Annotated in this window: 12 protein-coding genes; 9 read left to right on the top strand and 3 right to left on the bottom strand. The window is 66.9% G+C overall.

All coding sequences use genetic code 11. The features are described from left to right. Nucleotides 1-24: 24 nt before the first annotated feature. From rpoZ to AC1PQG_RS01205, 3 genes are read right to left on the bottom strand one after another with little or no spacing between them, the layout of a single operon-like run. Complete coding sequence (rpoZ, locus tag AC1PQG_RS01215) at nucleotides 25-240, bottom strand: DNA-directed RNA polymerase subunit omega (RefSeq protein ID WP_079434420.1); 216 nt, start codon at nucleotides 238-240, stop codon at nucleotides 25-27. Between the two features lies 1 nt (nucleotide 241). Continuing rightward, nucleotides 242-856 carry a guanylate kinase gene (gene gmk / locus AC1PQG_RS01210; RefSeq protein ID WP_481120865.1) on the bottom strand — a complete coding sequence of 205 codons (615 nt, stop codon included), beginning with the start codon at nucleotides 854-856 and terminating at the stop codon, nucleotides 242-244. Nucleotides 857-865: 9 nt separating this feature from the next. Then, entirely contained in the window at nucleotides 866-1,732 is an 867-nt protein-coding gene (locus AC1PQG_RS01205) for a YicC/YloC family endoribonuclease (protein ID WP_481120864.1), read from the bottom strand. An 86-nt stretch (nucleotides 1,733-1,818) separates the two neighbouring features. Here AC1PQG_RS01205 and AC1PQG_RS01200 point away from each other — a divergent pair, with 86 nt between their 5' ends. The 9 genes from AC1PQG_RS01200 to AC1PQG_RS01160 all read left to right on the top strand — a co-directional run bounded on the left by AC1PQG_RS01200 (nucleotide 1,819) and on the right by AC1PQG_RS01160 (nucleotide 11,005). After that, on the top strand, nucleotides 1,819-2,769 hold the full coding sequence (locus AC1PQG_RS01200) for a serine/threonine protein kinase (RefSeq protein ID WP_481120863.1): 951 nt from the start codon (nucleotides 1,819-1,821) through the stop codon (nucleotides 2,767-2,769). After that, nucleotides 2,766-3,674 (top strand): PP2C family protein-serine/threonine phosphatase, encoded by a 909-nt coding sequence (locus AC1PQG_RS01195; RefSeq protein ID WP_481120862.1) that lies wholly within the window; start codon nucleotides 2,766-2,768, stop codon nucleotides 3,672-3,674. The genes AC1PQG_RS01200 and AC1PQG_RS01195 overlap by 4 nt, the downstream gene beginning before the upstream one ends. Beyond that, a complete protein-coding gene (gene rph, locus AC1PQG_RS01190) occupies nucleotides 3,671-4,417 on the top strand; it encodes a ribonuclease PH (protein ID WP_481120861.1) in 747 nt (248 codons plus the stop codon). Before AC1PQG_RS01195 ends, rph begins: the two co-directional genes overlap by 4 nt. A gap of 22 nt (nucleotides 4,418-4,439) precedes the next feature. Next, nucleotides 4,440-5,033 carry an RdgB/HAM1 family non-canonical purine NTP pyrophosphatase gene (rdgB, locus tag AC1PQG_RS01185; protein ID WP_481117037.1) on the top strand — a complete coding sequence of 198 codons (594 nt, stop codon included), beginning with the start codon at nucleotides 4,440-4,442 and terminating at the stop codon, nucleotides 5,031-5,033. A 25-nt stretch (nucleotides 5,034-5,058) separates the two neighbouring features. Then, nucleotides 5,059-6,282 (top strand): radical SAM family heme chaperone HemW, encoded by a 1,224-nt coding sequence (hemW, locus tag AC1PQG_RS01180; protein WP_481120860.1) that lies wholly within the window; start codon nucleotides 5,059-5,061, stop codon nucleotides 6,280-6,282. A gap of 34 nt (nucleotides 6,283-6,316) precedes the next feature. Further along, complete coding sequence (locus AC1PQG_RS01175; RefSeq protein WP_481122950.1) at nucleotides 6,317-7,585, top strand: HsdM family class I SAM-dependent methyltransferase; 1,269 nt, start codon at nucleotides 6,317-6,319, stop codon at nucleotides 7,583-7,585. A 97-nt stretch (nucleotides 7,586-7,682) separates the two neighbouring features. Further along, nucleotides 7,683-8,981: a glutamate--cysteine ligase gene (gene gshA / locus AC1PQG_RS01170; RefSeq protein ID WP_481120859.1), complete on the top strand. Its 1,299-nt coding sequence runs from the start codon at nucleotides 7,683-7,685 to the stop codon at nucleotides 8,979-8,981. 39 nt (nucleotides 8,982-9,020) lie between these two features. Continuing rightward, entirely contained in the window at nucleotides 9,021-9,962 is a 942-nt protein-coding gene (gene gshB / locus AC1PQG_RS01165; protein ID WP_481120858.1) for a glutathione synthase, read from the top strand. Continuing rightward, the gene (locus tag AC1PQG_RS01160) at nucleotides 9,953-11,005 is read left to right on the top strand and encodes an FAD:protein FMN transferase (RefSeq protein ID WP_481120857.1); all 1,053 of its coding nucleotides are present in this window, start codon (nucleotides 9,953-9,955) and stop codon (nucleotides 11,003-11,005) included. The genes gshB and AC1PQG_RS01160 overlap by 10 nt, the downstream gene beginning before the upstream one ends. The last annotated feature ends 106 nt before the right edge of the window (nucleotides 11,006-11,111 follow it).

Below are 11,111 nucleotides of genomic sequence, written 5' to 3'. Positions count from 1 at the left end.
CATTGCTCTCTGGCGGAAAGGCGCTCAGGCCTGGCCGCGGTTCAGGACTTCGGTGCCGACCTTGCCGGCGGCGATTTCACGCAGCGCGATCACGGTGGGCTTGTCCTTGTCGTGGCGGTCCAGATCCACCTGCGGGGTGGCGCCGGCCGTCAGCTGACGGGCACGGTAGGTCGCAGCCAGGGTCAGCTGGAAGCGGTTGGGGATTCTTTTCAGACAGTCGTCGACGGTAACGCGGGCCATATCAATCCTGTTCCAGGTAATGGAAAAACTCCGGCTTGCGTGCCTCCTGGTTGGCGTAACGCAGCCGCGAGGCTCGCACCACGGCCACCAGATCATCCAGGGCCGCAGGCAAGTCTTCGTTGATTATAACGTAGTCGAACTCCGCCACATGGCGCATCTCGCCACGGGCTGCCAGCACACGACGGGCGATCACCTCTTCGCTATCCGTGCCACGGCCGCGCAGGCGACGCTCCAGTTCGTCCACCGACGGCGGCAGGATGAACACGCCGACCGCCTTCGGAAATACCTTGCGGACCTGCTGGGCACCCTGCCAGTCGATCTCCAGCAGGATGTCCTTGCCGGAGCTGATCTGGGACTCGAGCCAAGTTCTGGAGGTCGCGTAATAGTTGCTGTGCACCTCGGCCCACTCGAGGAACTCGCCCTTGTCGCGCAGCGCGCGGAAGGTCGGCACATCGACGAAGTTGTAATGCTGGCCATTCACCTCTCCGGTACGCGGTGCACGGGTGGCGTAGGATACCGACAGGCTGACCAGCGGGTCACGCTCCAGCAAGCCGCTGACGAGGGTGGTCTTGCCGGCGCCGGATGGCGCGGTGACGATGAACAGGGTACCCGGCATGCTCACTCCTTACTCGATGTTCTGCACCTGCTCGCGCATCTGCTCGATGGCCAGCTTGAGTTCGACGGCAATCGCGGTCATGTCGGCAGCCATTGCCTTGGAGCCGAGGGTGTTGGCCTCGCGGTTAAGCTCCTGCATCAGGAAGTCCAGGCGCTTGCCGGCCGCGCCACCGGCCTTGAGGATGCGCTCGACTTCATCCAGATGGGTGGATAGGCGGGACAACTCTTCCGCCACATCGACACGCTGGGCGAACAGGCCGACTTCCAGGCGGATGCGGTCGTCGTCAAGGGTCGCCGCTGCGTCGCGCAGGCGGGTGGCGAGCTTTTCCTGATACTCGGCGACCAACGCCGGCACCCGCGGCTGCACCGTGGCAACCAGACCGCGCATGTGGGCGATCCGCCCACGGATCATCTCGGCGAGCTTTTCGCCCTCGCGCCGGCGGGTGGCGATGAGCTCGTCCAGCGCCGCCGCAATGGTTGCCGCGATCTCCGGCTGCAGGGATTCGAAAGTCACGCTGTCGTCGGCCAGCATGCCGGGCCAGCGAAGGACCTCGGCCACGGACAGCGGCGCGGCCTGCGGCAGATCGGCCTGCACCGCCGCCTGGGCGGCTTTCAGCTGGGCCAGCAGCACACTGTTGATCGCAAGGTCGCGAGGTGCGCTATCCTTCGCCTGCAAATTGAAACGGCATTCGACCTTGCCCCGCCGCAGCTTGGCGGTGATGGCTTCGCGCAGCATGGGCTCAGCCTGCCGCAGATCATCGTTGATCCGGAAGGCAAGATCGAGATAGCGGGAATTGACGCTGCGCAATTCCAGGTGCAGGGCGACTCGGCCCAGGTCGCGGGCCTGGACGGCATAACCCGTCATGCTGTGGATCATCGTGTTTTTCCCGAGATAGCGCGGCGAAGCGAGGCTAAACTAGCGCCTTCGACCGCCACAAAAGACGAAGTGTAGCGCCCTGCCTGATGGCCACTCAACAAAACTGCGCCCTGCCGTCCGGATTTCAGCTCGACCACTACCGGGTCGAGCGACAGCTGTCCCTGGGCGGCTTCTCCATCGTGTACCTGGCCTACGATCAGGACGGGACGCCGGTCGCCATCAAGGAATACCTGCCCAACTCCCTCGCTCTGCGGGCCGAGGGCGAAGTCACGCCGCACGTCACCGAGGCCCACCAGGGCGCCTTCCGCTACGGCATGAAGTGTTTCTTCGAGGAAGGCCGGGCGCTGGCCAAGCTGGTGCACCCCAACGTGGTGCGGGTGCTCAACTTCTTCCGCGCCAATGGCACCGTTTATATGGTGATGCAGTTCGAACGCGGGCGGACGCTCCACGACTACGTGCAAAAGAACAAAGGCAACGTCCGCGAACGCTTCATCCGGGGCGTGTTCACGCGCATGCTCAACGGCCTGCGCGAGGTCCATGCGCACAAACTGCTGCATCTGGACATCAAACCGTCCAACATCTACCTTCGCGCCGACGGTACGCCGGTGCTGCTCGACTTCGGCGCAGCACGCCAGACCCTGATGTCCGACACGCCGATCCTGAAGCCGATGTACACGCCCGGTTTCGCGTCGCCGGAGCAATTCACCAACCGGGACGCACTCGGCCCGTGGAGCGACATCTACAGCGTGGGCGCCAGCATGTACGCCTGCCTGGCCGGCTCCTCGCCGCAACGCTCCGACGAGCGCCTCAAGCACGACACCGTGGTGCCTGCCACCAAGGCCTGGTACGGACAATACTCGCCGCATTTCCTGGCCACCATCGACTGGTGTCTGCAGCTCGACCCGCTGAAACGACCGCAGAGCTGTTTCGCCCTGCAGAAGGTGCTCGCCCAGCGCCATCGGGAAGCCCCCCCGCAACAGAAATCCTGGCTTGAAGGGCTGGGTACAAAACTAAGAACAATGATAGGCCGCTCATGAGATTCACAATTTTCCAGGAGAGCCGGGTCGGCAAGCGCCGCACCAACCAGGACCGCGTCGCCTACTCCTACACGCGGGATGCGCTGCTGATGCTGCTCGCCGACGGCATGGGCGGGCACCTCTACGGCGAGTTGGCGGCACAGATCTCCGTCCAGTTCATTGCGCAGTCCTTCCAGCAGGAAGCCAAGCCCAAGGTCACCGACCCGGTGCTGTTCCTGTCGCGGGTGCTCAGCAACGCCCACCACGCGATCCTCGATTACGCCTTCGACAAGCACCTGTCGGACATCCCGCGCACGACCATCGTCGCCTGCCTGATCCAGGACGGCGTCGCCCACTGGGCGCACGCCGGCGATTCCCGCCTGTACCTGATCCGCAAGGGACGCCTGATCGCCCAGACCCGCGACCACTCCCGCGTTCAACTGATGCTCGACCAGGGCCTGCTGGATGCCGAAAGCGCCGCCGTGCATCCGGGCCGCAACCGCATCTTCTCCTGCCTGGGCGGCAGCCATCCGCCGCAGATCGAGTTCTCCCGCGGCACCCCTCTCGGCAACGGCGACGTGATCGCCATGTGCTCGGACGGCGTGTGGGGCCCTCTCGACACCAACACACTGGTGAAGGCCCTTTCCGACGGGAAAGTCATGGAAAGCGTACCGCGCATCATGAATGAGGCCGAAGAACTCGGCGGCCCCCAATGCGACAACATGTCCCTGATCGCCATGACCTGGCACGACGACAACCCGGGCGACATCCCCGATACGGTATCCACCCGCACCATGCCCTTCGACGCCGTCACCACGCAGATGGAGGGCTTCGGGCGCGGCAAGCGTGATCAGGAAGACCTCAGCGAAGACGAGATCGAACGCGCCATCCGCGAAATCAACGCAGCCATCCACAAATTCAAATGACCACCGCCTCCGACACCTTTTCCCGCCCCAGCGGCCGGGCCCCCGCCGACCTTCGTCCGATCCGGATTACCCGCGGTTTCACTCGTCACGCAGAAGGCTCGGTGCTGATCGAATTCGGCGATACCCGCGTACTGTGCACCGCCAGCGTCGAGGAAAGCGTGCCGCCCTTCCTACGCGGCAAGGGCCAGGGCTGGCTAACCGCAGAATACGGCATGCTGCCCCGCTCCACCCACACACGCAGCCCGCGGGAAGCGGCCAAAGGCAAGCAGAGCGGCCGCACCCAGGAGATCCAGCGTCTGATCGGCCGCAGCCTGCGCGCCGTGGTGGACATGGAAGCCCTCGGCGAGCGCCAGATCACCATCGACTGCGACGTGCTGCAGGCTGATGGCGGCACCCGGACGGCGTCGATCACTGGTGCCTGCATCGCAGTCCATGACGCGCTGGAAGGCCTCGTCAAGGCCGGCAAGCTGCCCGCCAACCCAATGCGCGACTTCGTCGCCGCTATTTCCGTCGGCATCTACAAGGGCGTGCCGGTGCTCGACCTGGATTACCCGGAAGACTCCGGCTGCGACACTGACATGAACGTGGTGATGACCGGCAGCGGCGGCTTCGTGGAGGTGCAGGGCACCGCCGAAGGCACACCCTTCTCGCGCACCGAACTCGACAGCCTGCTGGAACTCGCCGCCGCTGGCGTGGCCCAACTGATCGTCGAACAGAAGAAGGCGCTCGGTCTCGGCGCCTGAAGCCCACGGAGGATCTGGCGCCATGAAACAACTCGTCCTGGCCAGCGGCAACGCCGGCAAACTCAAGGAACTTTCCGCCCTGCTCGCCCCGCTTGGCATCGAAGTGCTGCCCCAGTCGGCCTTCAACGTCAGCGAGGCCGAGGAACCGCATCCCAGCTTCGTCGAGAACGCCCTCGCCAAGGCCCGCCACGCGTCCCGCGCCACCGGTCTGCCGGCCCTCGCCGACGACTCGGGGCTGTGCGTGGATGTGCTGGGCGGAGCACCGGGCGTGCTATCGGCGCGCTTTGCCGGCGAACCCAAGTCCGACGAGCGCAACAACGCGCTGCTGCTCGAACGCCTGGCCGGCCAGGCCGACCGCCGCGCGCGCTTCTACTGCGCGCTGGCCCTCGTCCGCCACGCCGACGACCCGCAACCCCTGATCGCCTGCGGCGAATGGCACGGCGAGATCCTACCCGCGCCGCGCGGCAAGGGCGGCTTCGGCTACGACCCGCTGTTCCTCGTCAGCGAACTGGAGCAGACCGCTGCCGAAATCCCGCACGAACTCAAGAACGTCCTGTCCCACCGGGGCTCCGCCTTCCGCCAGTTGCTCGACAAGCTGCGCGCCGAACAGAGCTGAGCCCCCGCTTCACGCATCACGCTCCATGCCCGAAAACCGGATCATCCCGATCACACCCAGGGCCGCCGTGCCGAAATCCGCCGACGGCCGCTGGGAATCCCACCTCACCGCGTCGCCGCCCCTGTCCCTGTACGTGCATTTCCCATGGTGCGTGCGCAAGTGTCCGTACTGCGACTTCAATTCCCACGCAGTGAAGGACGAGGGCATTCCCGAGCAGGCCTACATCGCGGCCCTGGTGGCCGATCTGGAGAGCGCGCTGCCGCAGATCTGGGGCCGCCGCGTGCACACCATCTTCATCGGTGGTGGCACACCCAGCCTGATCACCCCCGACGGCCTCGACGACCTGCTCACCGCGATCCGCATGCGCGTGCAACTCGACCCGCAGGCCGAGATCACGCTGGAAGCCAACCCGGGCACCGTCGACGCAGGCCGTTTCCGGGCCTTCCGTCAGGCTGGCGTCAATCGCCTGTCGGTCGGCATCCAGAGCTTCGACGACCGCCACCTGCAGGCCCTCGGGCGCATCCACGGCCGCGCCGACGCCATCGCCGCGGCCGAAGCCGCGCTGAGCCATTTCGAGGCGGTCAACCTCGACCTGATGTACGCGCTGCCCGGCCAGACCCTCGCCGAAGCGGAGGCCGACCTCGCCACGGCGCTGGCCCTCGGCCCCCAGCACCTGTCCTGCTACCACCTGACGCTGGAACCCAACACCGCCTTCGCCGCCAACCCGCCGGAAGTGCCCGATCCCGACCAGTCCGCCGACATGCAGGATCACATCGAAGCGCGCCTGGCCGCAGCCGGCTACGGCCACTACGAGACCTCGGCCTTCGCCAAGCCCCACCGGGAGTGCCGCCACAACCTCAACTACTGGACCTTCGGCGACTACCTGGGCATCGGCGCCGGCGCCCACGGCAAGCTGTCGTCCCACGAAGGCATCGTGCGCGAAACCCGCCCCAAGCATCCAGCGGCCTACCTGGCGGCCCGCGACAGCGGAGCCTTCGTCCAGGAGCGGCGCAGCATCGGCACCGACGAGTTGCCCTTCGAGTTCATGATGAACGCGCTGCGCCTCAACAAGGGCGTGCCCCGCCGGTTGTTCTCCGAGCGTACCGGCCTGCCCTTCGAGGCCGCCGAGGAAGGCCTGCTGAAGGCCCGCCAGCAGGGCCTGATCGAGATCGACGACGAGACCCTTCGCCCATCCGCCAAGGGCCGCCACTTCCTCAACGAACTGCTGATGCTGTTCCTCGCTGCCTGAACCACCCGTGCCCGCCAAGCCCGGCCCCAAGCCCCTGACTCCGACCGCCGCCGACCTGCCGACCCCCGAGGCCCTCGGCCAGGTGTTCACGCCCGAAAAAGTCGTACGTGCCATGCTGCGCCTGCGCCAGAACGCCGGCCGCGTGCTCGAGCCCTCCTGCGGCGACGGCGCCTTCCTGCGCCACCTGCACAATGCGGTCGGTATCGAGTTCGACCCCCGCCAGTGCCCGCCCAATGCGCGCAACGAGGACTTCTTCGCCTATCCGGAGAACGAGAAGTTCGACACCGTGATCGGCAACCCGCCCTACGTGCGCTACCAGGATATCGGTCGGGACACGCGGGCGCTGCTGCGCCAGGACGGCCTCGACGGACGCAGCAACCTCTACCTGTTCTTCATCGAGAAGTGCCTGCGCCACCTGCAGCCGGGCGGCGAGCTGATCTTCATCACCCCGCGCGACTTCCTCAAGGCCACCAGCGCCCGCCCGCTCAACCGCTGGCTGTTCGAGCACGGCACCATCACCCACGCCATCGACCTGGGCGACGCCCGGGTGTTTTCCGGCGCGGTGCCCAACTGCCTGATCTGGCGCTACGAACTCGGCAACCTGTCGCGTCGCACCGCCTGGGCGCAGATCGGCCAGGGCGACGATCTCACCCGCAGCCTCGAACAGCCGCCCTGGCAGACCCGCCACTTCTTCGAATGCGCCGGCCACCTACTGTTCTCCCGCGGCGAATACCCCCTCAGCCTGGCCGACGTGGCCAGCGTGAAGGTCGGCGCGGTCTCCGGGGCCGACGACATCTACGTCAGCGACACGGCCGGCACCCGGGACTTCGTCAGCTCCCGCACCGCCCGCAGCGGCGAGACCCGCCGCATGATCTGGTGCGACCCCGGCACCGGCGCGCCCGACGTGCTGCTGCCGCACCGGGAACGCCTGCTCGCCCGGCGCATCCGCCCGTTCGACGACAGCAACTGGTGGCAGTGGGGGCGCGGCTATCCGCAGACCGACGCGCCTCGGGTCTACGTCAACACCAAGACGCGTCAACCGAACCCGTTCTTCCTGCACCCCTGCAACAACTTCGACGGCGCGATCCTTGGCATCTTCCCGCTGCATAAGGACGCTGATCTGGCCACTTTCCGCGATGCCCTCAACGGCGTGGACTGGGCCGACCTGGGCTTCGTCTGCGACGGGCGCTACCTGTTCTCCCAGCGCAGCCTGGAAAACGCACCGCTGCCCGACAGCTTCCGGGCCTTCCTGCCCCCCGTGGCCGACGCCCCACCGCCGGGGCCGCCGGAGTCGATGGTGTAACATCGGGCGAACAAATACGGGCCACGCAGGTCGACGACGCACACGTGCTCGTCGGACACCCGACGCATCGCCCCCTGAGAACAGTCCGCGAGGCCCCATGGTTCCCCATCTCACCACCGCCCTCACCGGCCCACTGCTGGAGCTGGAGCGCCACTTCCTCGACAACGCCTGCGCCATCGAGCGCTGGATGCGTACCCGCTGGCAGGAACACCTGCCTCCCTTCTACGCCTCGACGGACCTGCGCAACGCCGGCTTCAAGCTGGCACCGGTAGACCTCAACCTGTTTCCCGGCGGCTTCAACAACCTCCACGACGCCTTCCTGCCCCTCTGCGTGCAGGCCGCCCAGGCCGCCATCGAGCGCATCTGCGTCGACGCCCGGTCGATCCTGCTGATCCCGGAGAACCACACCCGCAACCAGTTCTACCTGCAGAACGTCGCCAAGCTGGTGTCCATCCTGCGTCTCACCGGCCTGGAAGTACGTCTCGGCAGCCTGCTGCCGGAGATCACCGAGCCGACCGTGGTCGAACTGCCCAATGGCGCCAGCCTCACGCTGGAACCGCTGGAGCGCCACGGCCGTCGCCTCGGCCTGAAGGACTTCGACCCCTGCGCGGTGCTGCTCAACAACGACCTGTCCGCCGGCGTTCCCGCCCAGCTGGAAAACCTGCACGACCAGTGGGTGATCCCTCCGCTGCATGCCGGCTGGCACGCCCGCCGCAAATCCAGGCACGCCGCCGCCTACGACCGTGTGACGCAGGAGTTCGGCGCCGCCATCAGCATCGACCCGTGGCGCATCAACCCGGCCTGGGACAGCTGCAGCGGACTGGACTTCCAGGCCCGCAGCGGCGAGCAGGAACTCGCCGACAAGGTCGCCACGATGCTCCACGGCATCCGCGCCAGGTACAAGGAATACGAAATCGGCGAGGAGCCCTTCGTGATCGTCAAGGCCGACGCCGGCACCTACGGCATGGGCATCATGACGGTCAGGGACGCCTCTGAGCTGATCGGCCTCAACCGCAAGCAGCGCAACAAGATGAGCGTCGTCAAGGAGGGCCTGGCGGTCCACGACGTGATCATCCAGGAGGGCGTTCCGACCGTCGAAACCGTCCACCACGCCACCGCCGAACCGGTGGTCTACATGATGGATCACTACGTCGTGGGCGGCTTCTACCGGGTGCATGGCCAGCGCGGCCGCGACGAGAACCTCAACGCCCCCGGCATGCAGTTCGAACACCTGGCCTTCGAGGCGCCCTGCAGCCTGCCCGACTGTAGCCTGGGGCCGGATGCCCCGCCAAACCGCTTCTACGCGTACGGCGTGGTGGCCCGTCTGGCCCTGCTCGCCGCCGCCCTCGAGATCGAAGCCACTGAACCCGCCGTCTTCGCTGCAGAAGCGGCCTGAGCCTTCCGACAAGAACACACCGCCAATACCGACACGACCATGAAATTCGCCTTCATCCTCGACCCCCTCGACAAACTCAAGGCCTACAAGGACTCCAGCATCGCGATGATGCGGGCCGCCGCCCGCCGCGGCCACCAGATCCACGCCATCCAGCGCGAACACCTGGTGTGGGAAGCCGGCACCGTCAGCGCCCGCGCACTGGCCCTGACGCTCACCGACGACGACGAAACCTGGTACGTGGCAGGCACCGAGGAAAGCCTGCCCCTCACCGCCTACGACGCAGTACTGATGCGCCAGGACCCGCCCTTCGATTTCGAATATGTAACCGCCACCTGGCTGCTGGAGAGTGCCGCCAGGGCCGGTGCGCGGATCTTCAACAACCCGGAGTCGATCCGCGACCACTCCGAGAAGCTGGCGATCCTCGAATTCCCCCAGTTCATCCCGCCGACCCGCGTGGCCCGCGCCGCGGCCGACGTCAATGCCTTCATCGACGCCCACGGCGACACCATCCTCAAGCCCCTCGACGGCATGGGCGGCAGCCAGATCTTCCGCGTGCGCGCCGACGACCCCAACCGCAACGTGATCATCGAGACGCTCACGCAGGAAGAGCGCCGCACGATCATGGCCCAGGCTTACCTGCCGGCCATCTCCGGTGGCGACAAGCGGGTGCTGATCATCGGCGGCAAGGTCATCCCGTATTCCCTCGCCCGCATCCCCAAGGCCGGCGAGACCCGCGGCAACCTGGCCGCCGGTGGCCGCGGCGTAGCGATGCCGCTGACCGACGGCGAGCGCGCCATCGCCGAATACCTGGCCCCCATCCTGTGGGCGCGCGGGCTGCTCATCGTCGGCCTCGACGTGATCGGCGACCGCCTCACCGAGATCAACGTCACCAGCCCCACCTGCATGGTCGAGATCACCGCCCAGATGGGCTTCGACGTGCCCGGCGCAGTCATCGACGCCCTGGAGGCCGCATGCGCGTGAAGCGGCGTATCGCCGGCTGGCTGGCGGTCCTCGCCTGCACCACCGGCCTCCTGGCCGGCTGCAGCCGGGAGCGCATCCACCAGCAGGAGTCCTACGTCTTCGGCACCCGCGTCGAGGTCCTGACCTGGGATGCGTCCGAAGAACATTCTCGCGCCGCGGTCAGCGAGGTTCTGCGCGAGTTCGACCGCCTGCACCGGGCCTACCACGCGTGGGAGCCGTCCGAGCTCACCGCCCTCAACAGCGCCATTGCCGCCGGCCAGCAGGACATCCCGGTGTCGCCCGAGCTGGCCGCCATGCTCAGCGATGCCAAGGCCATTGCCGCCAAGGGCGACGAGCTGTTCGACCCGGCCCTCGGCGAGCTGATCGCCCTGTGGGGCTTTCACACGGATACCTTTGTGCCGACTCACCCCGATCCGGCCAGGCTGGCGGCGATCACCAAGGCCCATCCGCAGATGGCCGACCTGACCATCGTCGACAACAAGGTGAGCAGCCGCAACCGTGCCGTCCAGCTCGACCTGGGTGGCTACGGCAAGGGCTACGCACTCGACCGGGCCGCCGCGATCCTGAAAGCCCACGGCGTCAATAACGCCCTCATCAACATCGGCGGCAACGTACTGGCGCTCGGCAGCAAGGGCGACCAGCCCTGGCGGGTCGGCATCCAGCACCCCCGCGAACCGCGTCCGCTGGCCTCCCTGCCACTGCGCGACGGCGAGGCGATCGGCACCTCCGGCGACTACCAGCGCTTCTTCGAGCTGGACGGCGTGCGCTACTGCCACCTGCTCGATCCGCGCACCGGCATGCCGGCCCGCGGCACCCAGGCGGTGACCATCCTGATCACGCCCCGCGCCAACGCCGGCACGCTGTCCGACGCAGCCAGCAAGCCGGTCTACCTCGGCGGCGACAAATGGCGCGAATACGCCAGACGCTTCGGTATCGACCATGCACTGCGGGTGAACGCCGACGGCAAGGTGGAAGTCACCCGCGCCCTCAACGACCGTCTGCAGTACGGCGACAAGATCAAGCCGGCGCTGATCGTCAACTGAGCCCCGCTTCTTTGATCTGACGCAGCCTTTCACATATTCCCACTTGCCAGCCGCCCCCCTTCTGACGCAGCCTTCAGGGATTCCGTCTTGCCCGGCGGAACCCATC

Source organism: Zoogloea sp. GDB6 (assembly GCF_056724105.1).
This window is presented reverse-complemented; position numbering and strand designations above follow the sequence as displayed.

What these genes read in the sequence shown, in the direction of transcription:
- rpoZ (WP_079434420.1), bottom strand. Translation starts at nt 240, where the DNA reads ATGGCCCGCGTTACCGTCGACGACTGTCTGAAAAGAATCCCCAACCGC.
- gmk (WP_481120865.1), bottom strand. Translation starts at nt 856, where the DNA reads ATGCCGGGTACCCTGTTCATCGTCACCGCGCCATCCGGCGCCGGCAAG.
- AC1PQG_RS01205 (WP_481120864.1), bottom strand. Translation starts at nt 1,732, where the DNA reads ATGATCCACAGCATGACGGGTTATGCCGTCCAGGCCCGCGACCTGGGC.
- AC1PQG_RS01200 (WP_481120863.1), top strand. Translation starts at nt 1,819, where the DNA reads ATGGCCACTCAACAAAACTGCGCCCTGCCGTCCGGATTTCAGCTCGAC.
- AC1PQG_RS01195 (WP_481120862.1), top strand. Translation starts at nt 2,766, where the DNA reads ATGAGATTCACAATTTTCCAGGAGAGCCGGGTCGGCAAGCGCCGCACC.
- rph (WP_481120861.1), top strand. Translation starts at nt 3,671, where the DNA reads ATGACCACCGCCTCCGACACCTTTTCCCGCCCCAGCGGCCGGGCCCCC.
- rdgB (WP_481117037.1), top strand. Translation starts at nt 4,440, where the DNA reads ATGAAACAACTCGTCCTGGCCAGCGGCAACGCCGGCAAACTCAAGGAA.
- hemW (WP_481120860.1), top strand. Translation starts at nt 5,059, where the DNA reads ATGCCCGAAAACCGGATCATCCCGATCACACCCAGGGCCGCCGTGCCG.
- gshA (WP_481120859.1), top strand. Translation starts at nt 7,683, where the DNA reads ATGGTTCCCCATCTCACCACCGCCCTCACCGGCCCACTGCTGGAGCTG.
- gshB (WP_481120858.1), top strand. Translation starts at nt 9,021, where the DNA reads ATGAAATTCGCCTTCATCCTCGACCCCCTCGACAAACTCAAGGCCTAC.
- AC1PQG_RS01160 (WP_481120857.1), top strand. Translation starts at nt 9,953, where the DNA reads ATGCGCGTGAAGCGGCGTATCGCCGGCTGGCTGGCGGTCCTCGCCTGC.